Raw genomic sequence first — 20,500 nt, 5'->3', positions numbered from 1 at the left:
ATGGAGGCCATGCAAGCCCCCGACGGCAGATGACCGCAGTGGTTCTCTCCGACAGCCGGCGGACGGTCGGGTTCGACGCCCGGCAGACGTTCCGGCCGCGGTCGAACGCCCGACCGACGGGCCACCATCACCCCACCGGGCGTTCCGGTCCCCGCCGGACGTCCCAGCGAGCGGAGCAGGACCATGCGAGAGTTCCTCGTCGAGATCACCACCACGATCCCCGAGGGCACCACCCAGGACGAGGTCGACCGGCGACGCGCCGCCGAAGCCGTCCGCGCCCGGGAACTGGCATCCACCGGCAACCTGGCGCGGCTGTGGCGTCCGGTCGGCGAACTGCGCAGCATCGGCATCTGGCGGGCCGGTGACGAGGACGAGCTCCACGAGAAGGTGCTCGGCACGCTGCCGCTGCGCCCGTGGATGAGCCTCACCGTCACCGCCCTCGAGTCCCACCCCAACGACCCCGGCCGCACCGACGCCACGACGTGACGGCGGGCCTCGCTCGCGCTGACAGCCGCCGAGGGGGCGGTGGGTCGTGCCCGCCCCCGACACCCGTACGACCCGACACCCGCACGACCTGACACGTGCCAGGGCCTCACATGGACCAGGACCTGGGAAGGATCACGAACGGACATGGACTTCGTCATACCCGTACGACCCCTGCGGGCCTCCCCGGCCCGAGACGGCGGCAGGCCGCACTCGCCCTGGGCGCACGTGGCCCAGGCCGCCGCGGCACTCGCCGCGGGCATGGGGGTCGGCCGGTTCGTCTACACCCCGATCCTCCCGCTGATGCATGCCGGGGCGGGGCTGTCGGCGGGCGCCGGTGCGAACCTGGCCACAGCCAACTACATCGGCTACCTCGTCGGCGCGCTCGCCGGCATCCTGGCGCCCGCGCTGGTTCGCTCGCGCGCCCTCCTGCGCGCCTCCCTCGTCGTGCTGACCGGCACCCTGGCCGCGATGCCCGCCACGCACGACACCGCGGTGTGGTTCGCGCTGCGGCTGCTGGCCGGGGTCACCAGCGCTCTGATCTTCGTCATCGCGGTCAGCTCGCTCCTCAGCCACCTGCGGAAGCACCCGGCTCACCTTCCCGGATGGGCGTTCGGCGGAGTCGGCGCGGGCATCGCCCTGTCCGGTCTGCTCGTCCTGGCGCTGCGCCCCGTCGCCGACTGGCGGGCCGCCTGGTGGGCCTCGGCCGCACTCGCCGCGGTCCTCGCCGTCGCCGCGTGGAACCTCCGCCCCGAAGCGCCTCGCGCGACAACACCGGCCACCACGGCGACCACAGTCACCACGGACACCACAGTCACCGAGGCCACCGCGGATTCCGGCCACGGGCCGCACACGGGCGCGGACACGCGCATCCGCACGCACCGCTGGTTCACCGCCCTGTTCGCCTCCTACACCCTGGAAGGCATCGGCTACATCATCGCGGGCACCTTCCTGGTCGCCGCGATCGAACAGAGCTCCCCGGGACCGCTCGGCGGCAGCGCCTGGGTGCTGGTCGGGCTGGCGGCCGTACCCTCCTCCGCGCTGTGGGCACGGCTCGGGCGCCGTTGGTCCCGTCCCGACCTGCTGCTCGCCGCGCTCGTCGTCCAGGCGGTGGGCATCGCCCTGCCCGCCCTGATCGGCGGAGCCCCGGCCGCCCTGCTCTCCGCGGCGCTGTTCGGCGCGACGTTCATCGGTGTCAGCACCCTCGCCCTCGCCACCGGCGCTCACCTGGAGTTCCCCCGCTCCGTCGCGCTGCTGACCGCCGGATACTCCGTCGGGCAGATCCTCGGCCCGCTGGTGGTCGCGCCCCTGCTCCACCACGGCTACCAGCAGGCCCTGATCCTGGCCGCCGCCGTGGTTCTCGTGGCCGCCGCGGCCGCCGCCGTGCTGCGCGTCGGCTTTCCGCACCACATGGTGGTAGTGCGACCTACCGTCCCGGTACGACAGCCCGCACCGGCGGAATCCGCGCCGGACGCGGGCAGCCACCGATGACTCACACGTGGAGCCCGTCATGACCACACCGCGGGACCTGTTGATGATCACCATGGACGTCCCGTCCAGCCGGCCCGTCGAGCAGGGCGAGCTGTCGCTGGCCCTCGCGGGAGCCGAACTGGTCGACCTCATCGAGGCCCAGGTCATCACGCTGGAGGACGACCGCATCGTGCCCGGCGCGCAGTGGACCATGGGCGACCGCCTGTTGGACGGGGCCGTGTCGTCGCTGGTCCGGCAGACGCCGTACGAGTCCGTCGACGACTGGCTGTGGCGCCGGGGCCGTGGGCTGTCCGCGGCCTATCGCGCGGACCTGGAGGCGGAAGGAGGGCTCACCCGGCCACGCCACAGCTGGATCCCCTTCCGTAGCGGCCGCACGGAAGCGGCCGACTCGCCGGACCGCAACCACGCGGCCGAACGCTGGACCTCGGGCGAGCCCGTCCTGACCGTCCTCGCGGCCGCCGTGGGCATCCACGACGAGTCGACCGAGGAGGCCGCGGATCTCGTCGAAGACGCGGTCCTGACCGTACTGGCCGCGGTCAACGACGCGGTGACGGAACTGGAAGCGGTACGGCAACGGCGAAGCATCGAGGACGCGGCCTTCGACAACATCTGGCGAGGCGCTGACGGCCCCTGACGTCCGGGCCGAGTTGATTTCCCCACCATCCACGCACCGGTCGAGAAAGGGGAATGTCATCGACAGGCGCACGTTTTCCCGGATTCTCACCCTAGGAACAGCCGGAGCCTCACTGCCGGCACTCCCGGTGTCATCGGCATCGGCCTCGGCCCCGACATCGGCCTCCACGGCCGAGGGGAAAAAGTCCGCGATTCCGCTCGCGGCCGAGCTCGGAACACACACCTCTTTCGGCCGGCTGAAGCAGATTCGTGCCGGAGAGCTGAATGTGGGATATGCCGAGGCAGGCCCCGCGCACGGCCCCGTGGTCGTCCTTCTGCATGGCTGGCCCTACGACATTCACAGCTATGTCGATGTGGCTCCCGGGCTCGCCGCGGCGGGCTATCGGGTGATCGTGCCGTACCTGCGCGGCCATGGCACCACACGGTTCCGTTCGGACAAGACGTTCCGCAACGCCCAGCAGTCGGTGATCGCGCTCGACATCATCGCGCTCATGGACGCGCTGAAGATCGAGAAGGCGATCCTCGCCGGTTTCGACTGGGGAGCGCGGACGGCCGACATCATCGCGGTCCTCTGGCCGGAGCGCTGTAAGGCCCTGGTCTCCGTGACCGGCTATCTCATCACCAACCTCGAACGCAATAAGGCGCCCCTGCCGCCCCAGGCCGAATGGGCGTGGTGGTATCAGTACTACTTCGCCACCGAAAGGGGGCAACTGGGCCTCGAACAGTACAGGCACGATTTCGCGAGACTCATCTGGAAGAACGTCTCCCCGACATGGCACTTCGACGAGGCCACGTTCGACCGCACCGCGGCGGCCTTCGACAATCCGGACTGGGTCGCCATCGTGATCCACAACTACCGGTGGCGACTGAGTCTGGCCAAGGGGGACCCGCGATACGACCACCTGGAAAAGCGACTTGCCCAGAGTCCCGCCATCTCGCTGCCGACGATCACCCTTGACGGGGAGTTGGATCCCTTCACGCCGCCCGGAGACGGTGCCTCGTATCGCGGTCACTTCACGGGCGCGTACCACCACCGGACGCTGAAGGGCATCGGCCACAACCTGCCGCAGGAAGCCCCCAAGGCATTCGCCCAGGCGGTCATCGACGTCAACGCCTTCTGAGCGGTGTCGCGGCGGGGCTCAGACGCCCGCCGCGGCCTCCTGTGGCGCGCGGGCACCGAGCAGGGCCAGGCAGTTCGCCCACAGGGGGCTGAGCCGACGAGTGTTGTTGTAGAGCTTGGCGAACAACACCTGCCCCTCCAGCTGGGCGACCACCGCCCGGGCGGCTTCCCGGGTGTCCAGCGCGGTGACCTCCTCGCGCTCACGGGCCTCGGCGATGACCGACTCGACCATCTCGACCTGTGCGTCGAAGATCTCCTGCAGACGGGTGCGGACGAGCTCGGTGTGGTTGCTCATCTCCAGGGTGAGGTTCCCGAACAGGCAGCCCGACACGGTGCCGCAGCTCTGCTGGCCGGCGTGCAGCTCGTTCTCCGTCTCCTCGAACAGCCGGTACAGCCGTCGCAGGGGCTCCTCGTCGCTGTTCAGGACGCGTGACCAGGCGCTCTTCTGGGCGGCCCAGTGCTCGTCGAGCACGGCCAGGGCCAGGGCCTCCTTGGACTCGAAGAAGTAGTAGAAACTGCCCTTGGGCACACCGGCCGTCTTGCAGATCTCCGCCACCCCCAGCGCCGAGTAGCCGCGCAGCTCGATGAGTGACTGCGCGGCGCTGAGAATCTTCTCCCTGGCATCGCTGGTACGTCCCATGCCGTCATTGTACGACCAGTCGACTATCTCGGGCCATGGCCGCGCCCCTGACGCGCCCGCAGGGCCTGGAGGCGTGATCACGCGTTCAGGATGCGTTCAGGTTGGGACTGCCACGTTGACCGGCGTGGCGCGCGGGCCTGCGCGACACTGAGCCGTCGGACACGCGCCCTCCTTCGGCCGTGGCCCTGGGGGGATGTCGACGCACCCCCCCAGGAGCCAACGTTGGACAAGACGGAAGCCGTCGCCGGCCATAAAATCGCCGACCGCGGCACCTTCGTGATGAAGAAGCTGCCAGAGGTGACCCTGGCCTTCTGGATCATGAAGATCGCCGCGACGACACTCGGCGAGACCGCGGGAGACCTCTTCGCGCAGACCCTCGAGCTGGGCTACTTCCTCACCACGATCCTGCTGTTCGTGGTCTTCGTGGTCACGCTGGTCGTGCAGCTCAGGTCGCGCCGGTACAACCCCTTCTTCTACTGGACCGTGATCCTGTCCACCAGCATGGCGGGCACCACGCTGTCCGACTTCATGAACCGTGACGCCGGCCCCGAGTACCTCTCCGGCGGGGCCACCTCGCTGGGCTGGGGTCCGCAGGGCCTGGGACTCGGGTATCCCGCGGGCGCCGCGATCCTGGTCTCGCTGCTGGTCGTGATCTTCACCGTCTGGAGGTTCACCGGGATGACGTTCGTCATCCGCGACATCGTGACCTTCCGGGCCGAGGCCCTGTTCTGGTCGGCGATCCTCGTGTCGAACACCCTCGGCACCTCGATGGGCGACTTCCTGTCGGACAGCTCCGGGCTCGGTTACGCGGGCGGCGCGCTGCTGGTCACCGGGCTGCTCGCGGTCCTCGTCGCGTTGATGCCCGTCCCCGCGGTGCCGAACGTGGTGCTGTTCTGGATCGCCTTCGTCCTCACCCGCCCGCTGGGCGCGACCGCGGGCGACTTCCTCACCAAGCCGACCGCCAAGGGCGGTCTCGACCTCGGTACGGCGGGTTCGTCGGCCGTGCTGTTCGCGGTGCTCGTCGCGCTCATGGGCTACGCCCACCTGCGGGAGCGCGGGATGCTCGGCACCTGAGGTCCGCGACCCGGGGCCTCACCCGAAAACAGGCCCCAACCCCGGCAGACTCTCGCCGAGCAGGCGGAGCAGATCGCCGGTGGCGTCCAGCGCGCCGAGCGCGGGCAGGGCGCCGAGGACGAGGACGGCCACGCCGATGGGCCACAGGTCCGGTGGCGGGGCCGTCTGCAGGGCGGCGATCCGGCGGGTGACCGCGTGTTCCGAGAAGCTGAGGGCGCAGCCCGGCCGGGCGCGCTGGGCGACGAGGGCGGCCCGGGCGAGGGCGCGGGCGGTGGTACGACGGTCCCCGACGCGCCGCGCGGCCTCCTCGTCGGCCCAGCGCTCCACCAGGAAGGTGACGGTGGTGCGCACCGGCGCGAGCACCGGGTTGGCGGCGGCGGCCAGGGTCACCGCGGTCGACAGCGCGGAGTGGCGGTGGGCGAGATGGGCGCGCTCGTGGGCCAGCAGTACGCGTCGCTCCGCCGGTTCCAGCGCGCCGAGCATGGCGGCCGTGACCAGGATCCGGCCCGGCGGGCCGGGGATCGCGAAGGCCCGGGGCGTCGAGGAGGCGGCGACGATGAGTTCGCTGTCGGGCGGGTGTCCCTCGCACAGCCGCTTCAGGACGCGGCGGGTCGCGTAGTGGGCGCGCAGGGCGCGGACGAGCCGGAAGCCGATCAGCCACAGGAGCGTGATGGCGGCGACGGCGATCGCCACCGGGACCGGTTCCGGCAGGCGCCTACCGTTCTCGCCGGCCTCCGTGGCCACGTGCGGCGCCTCGTTGACCAGGGTGGCGGCGAGCAGCAGCAGCGCCCAGGTGGAGGCGGCCGCGGTCGGTACGGCGGCGATGGTGAGGACCCGGGCGGCCACCGCGGGGGAGACCCGGAGACCCACCTGCGGCGCGACGGCCGTCAGCAGCAGCGGCAGGACGAGGGGGATGTAGACGTCGATCCTCACATCCCGCTCCCCCCGAGGAGATCCCGCAGGGCCTCTTCCTCTCGGGGGCTCAGGCCGGTGACGAACTGCTGGAGGGCCGCGATCGGGTCGGGCCCCCGGTCCAGCGCCTCGTGCATGGCCTCGGCGGTCAGTTCGGCGGCGTTCTTGGCGGGCCGGTACGCGCCGCGCCGGCCGTCGACGTCACGCAGGACCAGACCCTTGTCGTACAGGCGTTTGAGGATGGTGTGAACGGTGTTGTAGGCGAGGTTGCCGCCGATCTCGGCCTGGATGTCAGCGGGGGTGAGGGCCTGGTCGGTGGCCCAGAGGGCGGCGAGGACCTCGCTCTCCAACTCGCCGGCGCTGCGTCGTTCGGCTCTGCCACGGGGGCCTGTGCCAGCCATGTCCGTCACCTTACAGCGCGTAGGGGTACGGGGGGTGGTGAGGGCGTACGAGTGCGCCCGGGGTGGTGCGAGGGTGTGCCCGCCGGACTGCAACACCGCTCGTTCCACTGTAATTTGGCCGTGTTTTGCGCAACTTTCTCCTACACCCTACGTCTTGTAGGGTGACGAATCCTACGGAATGTAGGGTGAAGGGTAGGCGATGGCCAAGACTGTGAACCTTCCGCTCGTGGGCGCCGGTCGCCACAGCCCGCCCCCGACGGGGCGCACTTCCAGACGGCCGCATGGCCCGCAGTGGCTGGCGCTGGTCGCGTTAGCCTTTACTTTGGCCCAACTGATCCTGGTGCGGCCGGACATGGGGCTCGGCTGGGACGAGACCGTCTACGTCAGCCAGGTCGGCTCGCACGCGCCGGCCGCCTTCTTCAGTGCCCCGCGTGCCCGCGGAATCTCCCTGCTGGTGGCACCGATCGCGTCCTGGTCGTCGTCCACCGCCCTGCTGCGCGTCTATCTGGCCGTGCTCTCCGGAGTCGGCCTGTTCGTGGCACTGCGCGTCTGGCGCGGACTGTTCCCCATACGGGTACTGGCGACGGCGGGCGCCGTGTTCTCCACGCTCTGGGTGACCCTCTTCTACGGCCCGCAGGCCATGCCCAACTACTGGGTCGCGATCGGTGCCCTGGCCTGCGTCGGCTGCTTCCTGCGCGGCCAGGCCGACCGCTTCGACCAGGCGGCGCTGTGGGGCGTGGGCCTGAGTGCCGCGCTGATGGCGTGGATGCGGCCCACCGACGCGGTCTACGCCACCCTGCCGCTGCTCTTCCTCGTCGTGTGCGTACGCCGCTGGCGGAGCCCGAGGCTGCTGGTCGCGCTCGTCACGGGCCTGGTCGCCGGCGCGGGCCAGTGGGTCGTCGAGGCGTACGTCAGTTACGGCGGCCTCGCCCAGCGGCTCTCCGACGGGTCCAGGATCCAGGGCGGCCTGGGCTGGAACTTGGCCTTCGGCGACCAGATGCGCAGCCTCGGCGGGCGCGCCCTGTGCCGCCCCTGCACCGGGGACATGCCCGCCCCGCCGGTGCTGCTGTGGTGGTTCGCGCTGCCCGTGTTGGCCGTCCTCGGAGCGGTGATCGCCGTCAGGGCCCGACGCGGGGTGGCCACCCTGCTGCTTCTGGCCTGCGCCGCGACGGTGGGCTTCCCGTACCTCTTCATGATCGGATACGCGGCGCCGCGCTTCCTGCTGCCCGTGTACATCCTGCTGGCCATCCCGGTCGCCGACGCCCTGATCCACCTGGTGACCGCGCCCGGCGGCGGCCGGCGACCGGTGGCCGCCACCCTGGTGGCGCTCGGCCTGGCCGGGCATCTCGTGGTGCAGTTCGCGGTGCTGGAGCACACCGTGCACGGCGCCACCGTCTCCCACCAGGGCTGGGCCGACACCGCGACGCGGCTGCACCGGCTGGGGGTGAAGGCGCCCTGCATGCTGACCGGTTACGAAGACGTCCCGATCGCCTTCTACACCGGGTGCTCCTCCGTCGACACCGGCGGCCACAACGCCAACATCACCGCCGATGCCCTGGTGCGGGCCGGACAGCGGATCCCGGTCGGCGTGCTGACCACACCGGGCGACAAGCCACCCGCGTACGCCCGCACGTGGGAAGCGCACCGCGTCGGCCGTCTGATCGTGTACCTCGCCCCGGCCGTCCAGGGAGGCGACGCGACATGACCGTTCTTCCGCCCGGCGCACCGACGACGGCCGTGAGCAGGCGGGTCCCCCTGCATGCCGCGCTGACCCTCGCCGTGATGGTGTGCGCGGTCCATCTCGCCCAGCGCCACTGGCCGGTGATCGTGGTCGGCGTCGACCGGCTGGCCGCCGCCGACCGCGGCTGGCTGCTCGTGGCGGCCGTCGCCACCGTGGCGACCTGGGTGTGCTCGGCGCTCGCCCAGCAAGGGGCGGTGACCCGGCCGTTGCCCGCCCGGCAGCTGGTCGCCGTCCAGTTCGCGGCCTCCGCCGCCAACCACGTACTGCCCGCGGGCCTCGGCGCCGGTGCGGTCAACCTCCGCTTCCTGACCCGGTGCGGTCTGCCGGTCGTCCGGTCGGCGACCGCGCTCGGTGTGAAGGCGACCGCCGGGGCCTTCTCGCGGGGCTTTTTGATCGCCGTGCTCGCGCTGGCCTGTCCCGGCCTGCTCCGCCTGCCGCACATCTCGGCGACGGTGATCGTGATCGCGTTCGCCGTGGTGGTCACCGCCGTCGTACTGCTGCGCGGACCTCTGCGGCGCGCGCTGCGGGCCGTGCTGGCCGACGTCCGCGCCGTGCACGAGGTCCCGGCGCGCGCGGCCGCGCTGTGGGGCGGCTCGCTGGCCTTCGCCGCGCTGCACGCCACGGTGGTCGTCGCGGTCGCCCAGGCCCTCGAACTGCCGCTGCCCCCGGCCCAGGTGGCGCTGGCCTACCTGGCCGCGAGCAGCGCCGCCGTACTCCTGCCCACGCCCGGTGGCATCGGTTCCCTGGACGCGGCGCTCGCCATGGCCCTCAGACTGGCCGGAGCGCCCGGCAGCGCCGCGGCGTCGGCGGTCCTCGGCTACCGGCTGCTGACCGTGTGGCTGCCCCTGGTCCCCGGGCTGCTGGCGCTGGCCGTACTGGCCCGCCGCAAGGTCCTCTGAACGACGCTCGCGCTGTTCGTCCCTGTCGCCCCCGCCCATCGGCAGTCAGGATGTGTTCAGAGTCCCGCTGGCAGGGTCGGGCCCCATGACCGAGACTTCTGAGACGACCGGGGCTCATGTCCGCGGCGGGGCGGCCCCCGGCCACCACCTCCGCTGGAACAAGGTTCCCGAAGTCACCGCGTACTTCTGGATCATCAAGGTGCTGTGCACCACGGTCGGCGAGACCGCGGCGGACCTTCTGAACTCGAACCTGGGCATGGGCCTGACCGGTGTGTCGCTGCTGATGAGCGCGCTGCTGATCGTGGTCCTCGTCGCCCAGTTCCGCACGAAGGCCTACCGGCCCGGCGTGTACTGGCTCGCCGTGGCCCTCATCAGCGTCGTCGGCACCCTGATCAGCGACAACCTCACCGACAACCTGGGCGTGCCGCTGACGACCAGCACCTCCGTGTTCGCCGTCGCCCTCGCCGTCGTCTTCGCCATCTGGTACCGCCGCGAGGGAACGCTGTCCATCCACAGCATCGACACGGTGTCCCGCGAGGCCTACTACTGGCTGGCCGTGCTGTTCACCTTCGCGCTGGGCACCGCGGCCGGTGACCTCGTCGCGGAGAAGATGGCCCTCGGATACTGGGTGTCCGCCGTCCTCTTCGGCCTCGCCATCGCCGCGGTCGCGGTCGCGCACTTCGCCCTCGGCCTGAACGCCGTGCTGAGCTTCTGGATCGCGTACATCCTGACCCGTCCCCTGGGTGCCTCGATGGGCGACTACCTCTCGCAGCCGACCGGCGACGGCGGCCTGGGCTTCGGCACCGTGGTCACCAGCGTGCTGTTCCTGACGGTCATCCTCGCGCTGGTGGTGTACCTCACACTGACCCGCAAGGACGTCACCGACAAGGGAGGCGTGCTCAACCCGCGGGAAGCGTGACCACGAACGTCGCGCCGGAGGCGCACCGACCGTCGTGGTCCACCTCCCCGCCGGCGGAGCGGGCCAGGCGTCGCGCCAGCGGCAGCCCGAGGCCCGCTCCGCCGTGTCCGTCGCCGGGATCGGCGCGCCGGCCCGGCTGGAAGAGCTGCGCCACGAACGACGCCGGTACGCCGGGGCCGTCGTCCCGGACCTCGACGCGTACGCCGCCGGGCTGAGCGCGGGCAAGGATCTCGACCCGGGTGCGCGCGTGCCTCACCGCGTTGTCGAGCAGCGGGCTGACGATGCGCTCCAGGAGGGCGTCGGGCACCCCTGCCGACAACCGCGCGTCCCGGGCGGTGACGACGACCTCCACCCCTTTCCTCGCCGGGTCGAGGCGGTCCACCAGAAGGTCCACCAGGCGGCCCAGCACCGGCAGCACGTCGGCCGTGCCGGGCGCGGCGGCCGCGCTGTCGCGGGCTTCGTCGAGCAGGGTGTCGCAGATCGTGCGCATGGACAGGGCCGCGTCGGCGATCGCCGCGTGGGTGGCCTCGGTGTCGGCGTCGGAGCGGGGGCGGGCCCCCCACCAGTCGAGCTCGGCGATGATCCGGGCGAGCGGGTTGCGCAGCTCGTGCGACAGCTCCCGGGTGAGCTGCCGCTCGTGTCGCAACAGGGCGCGGATGCGGTCGAGGAGGGCGTCCAGCGAACCGCCCAGCTGGGCGAGTTCGGTGGGGCGGGTCACCGAGCCGAAGCGCTCCGGGGAGGCTATCGCGCTCCACCGGGTGGCGTGTTCGGTCATCGAGCGCACGGGACGCAGGGCGCGGCCCACCGCCAGCCGCGTCAGCGCGTAGGTGCAGGCGAGCATCGCGGCGTCGAGGGCGAGGGACGCGAAGAGCATCGTGTCGGCCGAGCCGCGGTAGGGCGAGAGGTCCAGCGCGGTGACGACGGCGGCGCCCTTGCCGCCGGGCACCGGGCGCGAGCACAGCCGGACCTCGTCGTGAACGTGCGCGGTGACGCAGTGCCGGCCGCCGCGCGCGACGAGCCGGGCGGCGGCGCGGGTCAGCGGGCCGTCGGCGGTGGCGGACGAGGGCTTCTCGAGCAGCCGGTCGCCGGAGTAGATCCACGCGTTCGTGTCGAGCAGCTCCTCACCCGGCGTCTCCAGGACCCGCACGCGGGAGCCGTCGGTGACGACGGTCGCGGCGACGGCGGCGGCCCGGGTGCGCAGCTCGTCGTCCGCCTGGTGCTGGAGATGCCGGCGTACGACCGTGTTGAACGCGACCGTGAGGATCACCATGAGGATCGTCGCCGTGGTGAGCGCGACCAGGGAGAGCCTGCCCCGCAGGGTGCGCGGCCACCAGCGGGAGGCGAACGCCCTCATGACCCTGCCCTCCGTGCCCTCGCGCCGGCTGACACGGCCGTCATGGCACCGGCTGACGCGCCGGCTGGCTGACAGGGCCCTCATGACAGGCGGTGGCCTATGCCGCGTGCCGTGGTGATGGTCAGCGCGCTGCCGTTGTCCCGGAGCTTGCGGCGCAGCCGGGTCAGATACTGGTCCAGCGTGTTGTCGCTGACCCGGGCGCCTTCCGGCCATCCGGCCCTGATCAGCTCGCGTCTGCGGACGATGTCCCCGGACCCCGCCATGAGCACCGCCAGCAGCCGGAACTCCGTCGGGGTGAGGCCGACCCGGGTGCCCTGGACGGTGAGGCCGTGCCCGACCGGGTCCAGGACCAGGTCCCCGGACGTGGTGGCCGGGAGCGGTCCGCTGCGTTTGAGTGCCGCCCGCAGCCGGGCGGCCAGCTCCGTCAGGTGGAACGGCTTGGGCAGATAGTCGTCGCCGCCGGCCGAGAAGCCCGCCAGCCGGTCCGTGAGGTGGTGATGAGCGGTCAGGAAGATGACGGGCGAGAGGAATCCATTGGCTCTGATCGCCTGGCACACGTCCCGTCCGTCCGCGTCGGGCAGCCCGACATCCAGCACGGCCGCGTCGACGTCGTCCCCGGCCAGCCGCAGTGCGGTCGCCCCGTCCCGGGCGGGCACGGTGTCGAAGCCCTCGTCACGCAGCCCCCGCAGCAGGACGTCACGCAGGGCGTGATCGTCCTCGACGACCAGGATCGTGTGCCGCATGGTCCTCCTTCAGCCGCTCCGGAAGGGTGCTTGCCTGTTCCCCGTGGCGGTCGCCGCCGGTCTACGCCGAGACCAGCAACGGCCGCAGCCGCGAGTCCGTCAGCCGACTCGCCAGCGGGTCGGAGAGTCTGCGCAGGACGGTCGTCAGCAGCATCGCGATCAGCGTGCCGACCAGGACACCGGCGACCACGTCGTGCGGATAGTGCGCGCCGACCCAGACCCGGGAGACGGCCATCAGACAGGCGGCCAGCAGGGCGAGGGTGCCGAGGCGACGTGAGACGTAGAGCAGGGCCACGGCGGCCGCGGCGGCGATGACCGTGTGATTGCTGGGGAACGACCAGTCGCCCGGCGCGGGACACGCCTCCAGCGTCTTCACATGCAGGCTCTGACAGGGGCGGTCCTCACGGACGAGCATCTTGAACACGGAGTTCACCCCGAAGGCCACGACGACGATCACCGGCACCGCGAGCGAGACCATCGCCGCCTGGGCGCTGCTGCGACGGGCCTGCCACCAGCCCACGAGCATGAGAAGGGCGAACAGCGCCAGCCCGTACGTCGACCAGGCGGACACCAGGCTGTCCAGCCAGGACGGGGCGTGTTGGGCGAGATCCACCACGTAGGTGTAGGCGGAGCCGTCGATCGACGACCCGTCGAACGCGAGGATCATCCCTGGGCGCCCTTCTCCGTGGTCGCGGTCGCGGCCTTGCGGGAGCGGCGGAGCTCGGCGGCCAGCGGCGTCAGCGACACGATGACGATCACGGCGATGATCGGGAGCAGATAGCGGTCGACGTTCGGGATCGAGGAGCCCAGTGCGTAGCCCGCGAGGGTGAGGCCGACACTCCAGACGAGACCGCCGACGACCTGCCACACGGTGAACGTGCGGGCGGGGACCTGGAGGGCGCCCGCCATCGGGTTGAGCACCGTGCGCACCACCGGGACGAAGCGGGCCAGCACGATCGCCTTCGCGTGGCCGTAGCGCTCCAGCAGCTCCTCGGCGCGCTTGGCTCCCTCGTGCAGCCGGGGCGAGCCGCTGCGGGCGAGCAGGGCGCCGCCCGCCTTGCGCCCGATGAGATAGCCGCACTGTGAGCCGGCCAGCGCGCCCACCGCCGCGCAGACCAGGAGCGGTCCCAGGGAGAGCTTCAGACCGCCGTGACCCGACCCCGTGCACAGCAGGCCCGCCGTGAACAGCAGCGAGTCACCGGGCAGGAAGAAGCCGATCAGCAGCCCCGTCTCCGCGAACATCACCACGCCGACGCCCAGCACGCCGAAGGCGGCGAGCAGGGACTGGGCGCTGAGGACGTTCACCGCCAGCTCCGACCCGAGCTGTGACCCGAGCTGTGATCCGAGCTGTGACGCTGCGAACAAAGGTGCGGCCATCGCCGGGAGCCCTCTCATACTGGACGGGCGGGCGCAGCCGTGACGGCACCCGAGTGACTACAATCCTGTAGACGGTCTACTGAACTGTAGACGATACCGGGGTGAGGATCGTTCCCATGACCAGCGCGAAGGACGAACGTCGACCGGCGGGTGAGCTCGAGGCCTCCGTCATGGCTGCCCTCTGGGCCGCCGACGCACCCCTCACGCCGGGCCGCGTCCAGACGGAACTCGGCTCGGGCCTCGCCCGTACGACGGTGACGACGATCCTGTCGAGGCTGCACGAGAAGGGGATCGTCGGCCGGGAGCGGCAGGGCCGCGGCTTCGCCTACTTCCCCGTCCAGGACCCGCACGGCCTCACCGCCCGCCGTATGCACACCGAACTCGACCGGGACGAGGACCGGGAGACCGCGCTGGCCCGGTTCGTCGCCCAGCTCAGCCCCGACGACGAGCGCCTCCTGCGTGATCTGCTGGAATCGGGTGAGCAACTGGAATCGGGTGAGCAATGACCACTCCGCTGATCATCTTGCTGCTCATCCCGATTCTGCTGCCCTTCGCGGTACCGACGCTGGCCCGCCGCTGCCTCGACCGCCTCGCACCGGTCACCGCACTGTGGGCACTGACCCTCACGGTCCTCGTGCTGGCCGGCGCCTCCGTGGCCGCACTCGGTGCGCTGCTGCTCACCGGCCTGCTCAAGCTGCCGGTCCTGGCGGGCCTGGGTGAACTCGTCCACCCCCTGCGTACCCCGTCCAACCTGGTCGTCGTGCCCCTGGCGACAGCGGCCACCGGCCTCCTGACCGTCGGTGCCGCGACCCTCGTACGCTCCGCCCTGCGCCAGCTGCGCGCCTTTCGCGTCGCCCGCACCCAGGCCGACCGCCGCCCCGCCGCGGGCGACCTGTGTGTGATCGAGTCGCCGCACCCGGACGCGTACGCGCTGCCGGGCCGTCCGCACCGCATCGTCGTCACCACCGCGATGCTCCGCAGTCTCGGCCCCGACGAGCGCGAGGCGCTCTTCGCCCACGAGCGGGCCCACAACGCGGGCGGCCACCACCGCTTCCTCGTCGCGGCGGAGATCGCCGCGCACTGCCATCCGGGGCTGCGCCCGGTCCGCGCCAGCATCGCGCTGGCCGCCGAGCGTGCCGCGGACGAGGCCGCCGCCACTGCGGTGGGGGACCGGCGGCTGACCGCGCGCGCCATCGCCCGCGCCGCCCTCGCCATCACGTCCGCCCGCTCCACCCGCCCCGACTTCGCCGCCGCCGCGACCACCGGACCCGTACCCCAGCGGGTCGCGGCCCTCCTCGCGGCTCCCGGGCACCGCCCCCGCGCCGCCTCCTGGATCGCCCTCCTCCTCGTCGCCTGCGCGACCGTCTCGGCCTCCGCGGCGGCGACCGGCGTCCTCACCTTCCATCACGAGGTGGAGATCGCCCAGGGCGAGGAGACCCGCTGACCGCGCGGCCCGCCGCCTGTCCGCAGCCGTGAGGTTGATGTCGGATTCTCGCCAGCCCCGACCCCGCGCGTGCCCGATGCTTGAGGCATGCGGAACGGGATGCACACCGACATGGCGCGCTGTGTGCGCGCCGTCCAGTCGAAGGACGCACGCTTCGACGGATGGTTCTTCACGGCGGTCCTGACCACACGGATCTACTGCCGGCCGAGCTGCCCGGTGGTGCCGCCGAAACCCGAGAACATGACGTTCTACCCGAGCGCGGCGGCCTGCCAGCAGGCCGGGTTCCGGGCCTGCAAGCGCTGCCGTCCGGACACCAGCCCCGGTTCGCCCGAGTGGAACCAGCGAGCCGACCTCGTCGCCCGCGCGATGCGCCTGATCGGCGACGGGGTCGTGGACCGCGAGGGCGTTCCGGGCCTGGCGGGCCGGCTCGGCTACAGCATCCGTCAGGTCGAGCGGCAGCTGCTGGCCGAGCTGGGCGCGGGACCACTCGCGCTCGCCCGGGCCCAGCGCGCCCAGACCGCCCGGCTGCTCATCGAGACCACCCCGCTCCCGATGGCGGAGATCGCCTTCGCGGCCGGGTTCTCCTCCATCCGCACCTTCAACGACACCGTGCGCGAGGTCTTCGCCCTCGCCCCGAGCGAGCTGCGCGACCGGGTGCCGAAGAAGCGCGCCCCGGCCACACCGGGCGTCCTGAGCCTTCGGCTCCCCTTCCGTGCCCCGCTCAACCCCGACAACCTCTTCGGCCACCTCGCGGCGACCTCCGTACCCGGGGTCGAGGAGTGGCGCGACGGCGCCTACCGGCGCACCCTGCGCCTGCCCTACGGCCACGGGATCGTCGGGCTCACCCCGCACGTCGACCACATCGCCTGCCGCCTCACCCTCAGCGACCTGCGCGACCTGCCCGTGGCGATCAGCCGTTGCCGCCGCATGCTCGACCTGGACGCCGACCCGGTCGCGGTCGACGACCAGCTGCGGACGGATCCCGTGCTGGCGCCCCTGGTGGAGAAGGCCCCCGGCCGCCGGGTGCCGCGCACGGTCGACGAGGCCGAGTTCGCCGTACGGGCCGTCCTGGGCCAGCAGGTCTCCACGGCCGCCGCCCGTACGCACGCGGCCCGCCTGGTCACCGCGCACGGCGAACCCGTCGAGGACCCCGAGGGCGGCCTCACCCACCTCTTCCCCTCCCCTCAGGAGCTCGCGGCGCTGGACCCGTCGTCACTCGCGATGCCGAGCACCCGCCGGACCACCTTCACCACCCTCGTAGGCCAACTCGCGGACGGCACACTCCACTTGGGGGTGGAGAGCGACTGGGCCGAGGCCCGCGCCCGACTTCTCGCCCTCCCCGGCTTCGGCCCCTGGACGGTCGACGTCATCGGCATGCGCGCCCTAGGCGACCCCGACGCCTTCCTCCCCACCGACCTCGGAATCCGGCGCGCGGCCCAGGAGCTGGGCCTGCCGTCGACCCCGGCCGCCCTCACGGCGCGCGCGGCGGCGTGGCGCCCATGGCGGGCTTACGCGGTCCAGTACCTGTGGGCGACGGACAGTCACCCGATCAACTTCCTCCCCGTATAAGCGACTTCAAGCAAACGCGCATGGATTCGAGCGACTCGAAGGTACGAACTGTGAAACAGCACACCGTCATCGACAGCCCGTACGGCCCCCTCACCCTCGTCGCCGAGGAAGGCGTCCTGTGCGGCCTCTACATGGTCGGCCAACGCCACCGCCCGCCGGAGGAGACCTTCGGCGAACGCGACGACACGCCCTTCGGTGAGGTCGCCGACCAGCTGAAGGCCTATTTCGGGGGCGAGTTGAAGGAGTTCACCCTCGAACTGCGGATGTCCGGCACCCCCTTCCAGCGCGGCGTCTGGGAGCAGCTGCGCCGGATCCCCTACGGCGAGACCCGCTCATACGGCGAACTGGCCGAAGCCCTGGGCAACGCGGGCGCCTCCCGCGCGGTCGGCCTGGCCAACGGCAAGAACCCCATCGGCATCATCGTGCCCTGTCACCGCGTGGTCGGCGCGAACGGAAGTCTCACCGGATACGGCGGCGGCCTGGACCGCAAGCAGCGCCTGCTGGACTTCGAGAGCGGTACGGCTCTCTTCTAGTGCCGCGGCAGGCAACGTTCGCCCCGGGCAAACGTTGCCTGCCGCGGCACTAGCCCACTTCTCAGGCCCTAACTCTCCTCGCCCAGCGTTCGCAGCAGCTTCGGCAGGGCGGTGCCGATCGGTTCCCGTACGACCTCGTCGGCCCGCTCGTCGTACGGCGTCGGCTCGGCGTTGACGATGATCAGCCGCGCTCCGTGGTCGGCGGCGAGGCCCGCGAGCCCGGCGGCGGGCTGCACCTGAAGGCTGCTGCCGACCGCGATGAACACCTGGCACGCCTTGGTGATCGCCATCGCCTCACCGAGCACCACCGGATCGAGGCGCTGGCCGAACATCACCGTCGCCGACTTCAGGATCCCGCCGCACTCCAGGCACGGCGGGTCCTCCTCGCCGGCCTCGACCCGCGCGAGCGCGTCCTCCATCGGCCCCTTGGCATGACACTTGGTGCACACGACGGTACGCGCGGTGCCGTGCAGCTCGATCACCTTGCGGGCCGGCATCCCGGCGAGCTGGTGCAACCCGTCCACGTTCTGCGTGATCACCCGCAGCGGCACCCCGGACCGCTCCAGCTCGGCCACCGCCCGGTGGGCCGCGTTCGGCTCCGCCCGCAGTGTCCGGTTCTTGCGCCGCATCTGCCACGACCGCCGCCGGATGTCCGGATCATCCATGTAGAAGTCGTACGTCACGAGCTTCTCGGCCTCCGGATTCCGCCGCCACAGCCCGTTCGGGCCGCGATAGTCGGGGATCCCGGAATCGGTGGAGATACCGGCGCCACTGAGGATGGTGACGAGGGGCTTGTTCATGGGCCGAGGGTAGGCCGCCTGCCTGGTCGGAGCGAGTGGATATCGGGGCGGCCAGACACCGTGTCGCTGGGCCGCCGACGCGGACGCTCTCCGGCGCGGTGAACGGCAGTCGAAAATCAGTGACCGCCCGAACCTGCCGACACCACGCTGTACGCCATGCGAGAACCGCAGCGCGGGAGCCGAGCGGCTCACGCAGAGTCCACGATCACCGTCTGTCAGGCGTACCCATCGGACATCGGCCTGCCCGCCGCCCGGGAGGGCCGTTTCCCCGCCGTGGGGAAGCGGGACAGGATGACGTGGATCACCAAGACGCGTTCGCAGACCTCATCCATGCTGCCGGCATGACCGTGAACGGCTGCCGGCGTGTTGCTCGCCCCGCGGGTCGGGCGGACAGCGGCCCTGCGGTAGGAGGTCATCCGGCTTGACCTCCGTCCCGGCGAGCCCGTGCTGCCAAGTGACCCCCGGGCGCTTCCGGCCCTGTTCGGATTGCTGGTCAGGGCAGCAGGTGGGCGAGCAGTTCGTCACCGGCGGGGTATCGCTGTTCCTGAGGAAGCAGTCGTGTCGCGGAGTCCAGATCCCCGCGATTGACGAGCATGCGGATTTCTCGGGCGAGTGGAGTCACGTCGCTGATGGACACGGTCCACTCGTCCGCGTAGCGCGACGATGCCTCGCCCGAGAGTCCGAGTTGCAGCGAGCGGTGCGGCAGGGGACGCAAGTTCAGGTCGCGTTCGGGGTCCCACTGGACACGGGCCGGTGCGCGCTTGAGTTCACGCTGCCAGGTGCCGCGATCGGGATGCAGGCCGCGAACGTAGCTCGACAGGCAGGCGTGGCGCAGCGCCCAGTCGAAGCCGACGCGAGCGATCTCGACGGCAAGAACGGTCTCCTGCCCAGCACTGGTGCCCCAGTTGGAGCGGTACATCATCCACAGGAAGCTGGGCTTGATCCACGTCATGCGATCCCGCAGCCATGTCGAGGGAAAGCGGCCGTCGCGGACGGCGGTCACTCCGATTTCAGGGGCGTACGCCTGGTAGACGGTGATCGTGGATGCCGTGTGGAGCGCGCGGATCCCGCGGTGCGGTTCTTCCATGGCGTACAGCGTGGGATCGGCCGACTCGGATGGCCACCGATTTTCGACTGCTGCTCGCTGCGACGGAGGACGCCGGCCGCAGCACCGTGCGAGTTGCCGGTCTCACGGCCGCCTTCTTCAGACGCCTGATTCACTGAGGGTGGCTATGGGCGGTCCACGGTGCCGAGGCAATCCCCGTCGGGCAAGACGGCCCCAGTTCGTTCCAACCAGGGTAATCAGCTGCGTGTGGCCGGTCAGGTGCGCAGGACACGTGCAAAGGTCTACGAACACGGCTTGACGTGGATCACCAAGGCGCGTTCACAGCCCGATCCGTGGTCGTAAGATCTCCCGCTGGTGGTCGACACGGCTTGTGGGGGGCGAACATGGAGAGAGCGGAGAGACCGGACGACCGCATCGCATCGGTCCTGCGCTTCGCTGCTGAACTCGTCGCCTGGGTGGCCACTCCCTGGGCCTTGTCCACGTACTCATGGTTGCTTGCCGTCTTGGCGGTGGTGGTACTGATCGGCCTCCCGACCGTCTTCTCCACTCCGGGAGACAAGGCGCAGGTGATCGTCCCTGTCTCGGGTACGGTCACGATCCTGCTCGTGCTGCTCCAGCTCGCTGCTGCCGCGATCGCCGCATGGCTGGCATGGCCCATCTACGCGGCCGTCCTCGTGTCTCTCCTCGTGGCCGCCACCCTCGTCACGGAACGTCAACGCTGGCAGTGGCTACTCTCCACGGACCGGCACACCGGCTGAGGCGCGGAGGGATGACACCGGAGTGCGTTCGCTCGCCGGGCAGGGCCGCCACTTCCCGGCCTCTCCCTACCCTTCGGCGAAGTAGGTATACGGCGCCACCGAGACTCCTTCGGAGACCGCGCGTTCGTCGTCCTCGCCGGCTTCCGGGTCGAGGTCGCGCGCCCACAACGAATGCATGGACCACACGGAGAAGCCGGCGTGGAAGTCGTGGCCGATGTCCGAGGGTGTACTCGAGTGCCCCAGGGCGTGGAGGTCCGCGACGACGTCATCCAGAAAGCGATGGGTCAGCTGAACCCCGTCGTAGTGCGCTTCGGCATCGCCGCCTTCGCCGCTGTAGCCGATCTCCACGAGTTCGACCGTCTCGTCAGCCGCGTAGGTGATCACCAGCGTGGGTGAGGTGGTGTAGACGGCCCGCTGTCCGCCCGGGCCGTGATACGGCGACCCGACGCGCTCCTCGACCTGCGAGCGCGGATCGCCGATCCTGACGAGGGCCACGCCTTGCCCTGGGATGATCTCCATGGTGACCATCCTGTCAGCCAGGAC

The 20,500-nt window shown here is 71.2% G+C and carries 23 protein-coding genes and 1 pseudogene; 14 read left to right on the top strand and 10 right to left on the bottom strand.

What is annotated here, in order from left to right; all coding sequences use genetic code 11:
• Nucleotides 1-183: 183 nt before the first annotated feature.
• The 4 genes from OG568_RS12045 (at nucleotide 184) to OG568_RS12030 (ending at nucleotide 3,728) form a co-directional block, all read left to right on the top strand.
• Nucleotides 184-486, top strand: a complete 303-nt coding sequence (locus OG568_RS12045) for a muconolactone Delta-isomerase family protein (protein WP_266428637.1) — start codon at nucleotides 184-186, stop codon at nucleotides 484-486.
• Nucleotides 487-744: 258 nt separating this feature from the next.
• Entirely contained in the window at nucleotides 745-1,974 is a 1,230-nt protein-coding gene (locus OG568_RS12040) for a YbfB/YjiJ family MFS transporter (protein WP_329536334.1), read from the top strand.
• Between the two features lie 19 nt (nucleotides 1,975-1,993).
• Nucleotides 1,994-2,608 (top strand): GOLPH3/VPS74 family protein, encoded by a 615-nt coding sequence (locus tag OG568_RS12035; RefSeq protein WP_266587794.1) that lies wholly within the window; start codon nucleotides 1,994-1,996, stop codon nucleotides 2,606-2,608.
• Between the two features lie 13 nt (nucleotides 2,609-2,621).
• Entirely contained in the window at nucleotides 2,622-3,728 is a 1,107-nt protein-coding gene (locus OG568_RS12030) for an alpha/beta fold hydrolase (protein WP_329531467.1), read from the top strand.
• An 18-nt stretch (nucleotides 3,729-3,746) separates the two neighbouring features.
• Here OG568_RS12030 and OG568_RS12025 read toward each other — a convergent pair whose 3' ends face one another.
• A complete protein-coding gene (locus OG568_RS12025; protein WP_266428632.1) occupies nucleotides 3,747-4,367 on the bottom strand; it encodes a TetR/AcrR family transcriptional regulator in 621 nt (206 codons plus the stop codon).
• A 222-nt stretch (nucleotides 4,368-4,589) separates the two neighbouring features.
• Here OG568_RS12025 and OG568_RS12020 point away from each other — a divergent pair, with 222 nt between their 5' ends.
• On the top strand, nucleotides 4,590-5,441 hold the full coding sequence (locus tag OG568_RS12020) for a COG4705 family protein (RefSeq protein WP_329531466.1): 852 nt from the start codon (nucleotides 4,590-4,592) through the stop codon (nucleotides 5,439-5,441).
• Between the two features lie 18 nt (nucleotides 5,442-5,459).
• On the opposite strand, the gene OG568_RS12015 is transcribed toward OG568_RS12020, so the two are convergent.
• Nucleotides 5,460-6,374, bottom strand: a complete 915-nt coding sequence (locus OG568_RS12015) for a M56 family metallopeptidase (protein ID WP_329531465.1) — start codon at nucleotides 6,372-6,374, stop codon at nucleotides 5,460-5,462.
• Nucleotides 6,371-6,754: a BlaI/MecI/CopY family transcriptional regulator gene (locus tag OG568_RS12010; RefSeq protein ID WP_266587800.1), complete on the bottom strand. Its 384-nt coding sequence runs from the start codon at nucleotides 6,752-6,754 to the stop codon at nucleotides 6,371-6,373. The genes OG568_RS12015 and OG568_RS12010 overlap by 4 nt, the downstream gene beginning before the upstream one ends.
• 199 nt (nucleotides 6,755-6,953) lie before the next feature.
• Here OG568_RS12010 and OG568_RS12005 point away from each other — a divergent pair, with 199 nt between their 5' ends.
• The 3 genes from OG568_RS12005 to OG568_RS11995 all read left to right on the top strand — a co-directional run bounded on the left by OG568_RS12005 (nucleotide 6,954) and on the right by OG568_RS11995 (nucleotide 10,313).
• A complete protein-coding gene (locus OG568_RS12005) occupies nucleotides 6,954-8,459 on the top strand; it encodes a hypothetical protein (protein ID WP_329531464.1) in 1,506 nt (501 codons plus the stop codon).
• The gene (locus tag OG568_RS12000; protein ID WP_329531463.1) at nucleotides 8,456-9,394 is read left to right on the top strand and encodes a lysylphosphatidylglycerol synthase transmembrane domain-containing protein; all 939 of its coding nucleotides are present in this window, start codon (nucleotides 8,456-8,458) and stop codon (nucleotides 9,392-9,394) included. Before OG568_RS12005 ends, OG568_RS12000 begins: the two co-directional genes overlap by 4 nt.
• 85 nt (nucleotides 9,395-9,479) lie before the next feature.
• Nucleotides 9,480-10,313 (top strand): COG4705 family protein, encoded by an 834-nt coding sequence (locus OG568_RS11995; RefSeq protein ID WP_266587803.1) that lies wholly within the window; start codon nucleotides 9,480-9,482, stop codon nucleotides 10,311-10,313.
• Here OG568_RS11995 and OG568_RS11990 read toward each other — a convergent pair.
• From OG568_RS11990 to OG568_RS11975, 4 genes are all read right to left on the bottom strand, one after another.
• Nucleotides 10,294-11,667 (bottom strand): sensor histidine kinase, encoded by a 1,374-nt coding sequence (locus OG568_RS11990; RefSeq protein WP_329531462.1) that lies wholly within the window; start codon nucleotides 11,665-11,667, stop codon nucleotides 10,294-10,296. The two genes, OG568_RS11995 and OG568_RS11990, sit on opposite strands and share 20 nt — an antisense overlap.
• An 80-nt stretch (nucleotides 11,668-11,747) precedes the next feature.
• Nucleotides 11,748-12,410, bottom strand: a complete 663-nt coding sequence (locus OG568_RS11985; protein ID WP_266428609.1) for a response regulator transcription factor — start codon at nucleotides 12,408-12,410, stop codon at nucleotides 11,748-11,750.
• Between the two features lie 61 nt (nucleotides 12,411-12,471).
• Nucleotides 12,472-13,077 (bottom strand): phosphatase PAP2 family protein, encoded by a 606-nt coding sequence (locus OG568_RS11980; RefSeq protein ID WP_329531461.1) that lies wholly within the window; start codon nucleotides 13,075-13,077, stop codon nucleotides 12,472-12,474.
• On the bottom strand, nucleotides 13,074-13,787 hold the full coding sequence (locus tag OG568_RS11975; protein WP_443077616.1) for a DedA family protein: 714 nt from the start codon (nucleotides 13,785-13,787) through the stop codon (nucleotides 13,074-13,076). Before OG568_RS11975 ends, OG568_RS11980 begins: the two co-directional genes overlap by 4 nt.
• 116 nt (nucleotides 13,788-13,903) lie before the next feature.
• Here OG568_RS11975 and OG568_RS11970 point away from each other — a divergent pair, with 116 nt between their 5' ends.
• From OG568_RS11970 to OG568_RS11955, 4 genes are all read left to right on the top strand, one after another.
• Complete coding sequence (locus OG568_RS11970) at nucleotides 13,904-14,293, top strand: BlaI/MecI/CopY family transcriptional regulator (RefSeq protein WP_266428600.1); 390 nt, start codon at nucleotides 13,904-13,906, stop codon at nucleotides 14,291-14,293.
• Nucleotides 14,290-15,231 carry a M48 family metalloprotease gene (locus tag OG568_RS11965; protein WP_266428598.1) on the top strand — a complete coding sequence of 314 codons (942 nt, stop codon included), beginning with the start codon at nucleotides 14,290-14,292 and terminating at the stop codon, nucleotides 15,229-15,231. The genes OG568_RS11970 and OG568_RS11965 overlap by 4 nt, the downstream gene beginning before the upstream one ends.
• Nucleotides 15,232-15,318: 87 nt before the next feature.
• Nucleotides 15,319-16,800 carry an AlkA N-terminal domain-containing protein gene (locus tag OG568_RS11960; RefSeq protein ID WP_329531459.1) on the top strand — a complete coding sequence of 494 codons (1,482 nt, stop codon included), beginning with the start codon at nucleotides 15,319-15,321 and terminating at the stop codon, nucleotides 16,798-16,800.
• 50 nt (nucleotides 16,801-16,850) lie between these two features.
• The gene (locus tag OG568_RS11955; protein WP_266587812.1) at nucleotides 16,851-17,333 is read left to right on the top strand and encodes a methylated-DNA--[protein]-cysteine S-methyltransferase; all 483 of its coding nucleotides are present in this window, start codon (nucleotides 16,851-16,853) and stop codon (nucleotides 17,331-17,333) included.
• 68 nt (nucleotides 17,334-17,401) lie between these two features.
• On the opposite strand, the gene OG568_RS11950 is transcribed toward OG568_RS11955, so the two are convergent.
• Nucleotides 17,402-18,133: an SIR2 family NAD-dependent protein deacylase gene (locus tag OG568_RS11950; protein WP_329531458.1), complete on the bottom strand. Its 732-nt coding sequence runs from the start codon at nucleotides 18,131-18,133 to the stop codon at nucleotides 17,402-17,404.
• Between the two features lie 156 nt (nucleotides 18,134-18,289).
• Here OG568_RS11950 and OG568_RS11945 point away from each other — a divergent pair.
• Nucleotides 18,290-18,436: pseudogene (locus OG568_RS11945) on the top strand (DUF4291 family protein); the annotation flags it as partial.
• Nucleotides 18,437-18,626: 190 nt separating this feature from the next.
• On the opposite strand, the gene OG568_RS11940 reads toward OG568_RS11945, so the two are convergent.
• Nucleotides 18,627-19,220 (bottom strand): DUF4291 domain-containing protein, encoded by a 594-nt coding sequence (locus OG568_RS11940; protein WP_329531456.1) that lies wholly within the window; start codon nucleotides 19,218-19,220, stop codon nucleotides 18,627-18,629.
• Nucleotides 19,221-19,582: 362 nt separating this feature from the next.
• On the opposite strand from OG568_RS11940, the gene OG568_RS11935 reads away from it, so the two are divergent.
• Nucleotides 19,583-19,957, top strand: coding sequence for a hypothetical protein (locus tag OG568_RS11935; RefSeq protein WP_329531455.1), 375 nt, complete (start codon nucleotides 19,583-19,585; stop codon nucleotides 19,955-19,957).
• Nucleotides 19,958-20,023: 66 nt separating this feature from the next.
• On the opposite strand, the gene OG568_RS11930 is transcribed toward OG568_RS11935, so the two are convergent.
• Nucleotides 20,024-20,476, bottom strand: a complete 453-nt coding sequence (locus tag OG568_RS11930; protein ID WP_266428582.1) for a hypothetical protein — start codon at nucleotides 20,474-20,476, stop codon at nucleotides 20,024-20,026.
• Between the last annotated feature and the right edge of the window lie 24 nt (nucleotides 20,477-20,500).

The sequence above is a fragment of the Streptomyces sp. NBC_01450 genome, from assembly GCF_036227505.1.
Classification (GTDB): Bacteria; Actinomycetota; Actinomycetes; order Streptomycetales; family Streptomycetaceae; genus Streptomyces.
The sequence above is the reverse complement of the archived record's forward strand: the minus strand, read 5'-3'. Positions and strand labels throughout refer to the sequence as shown.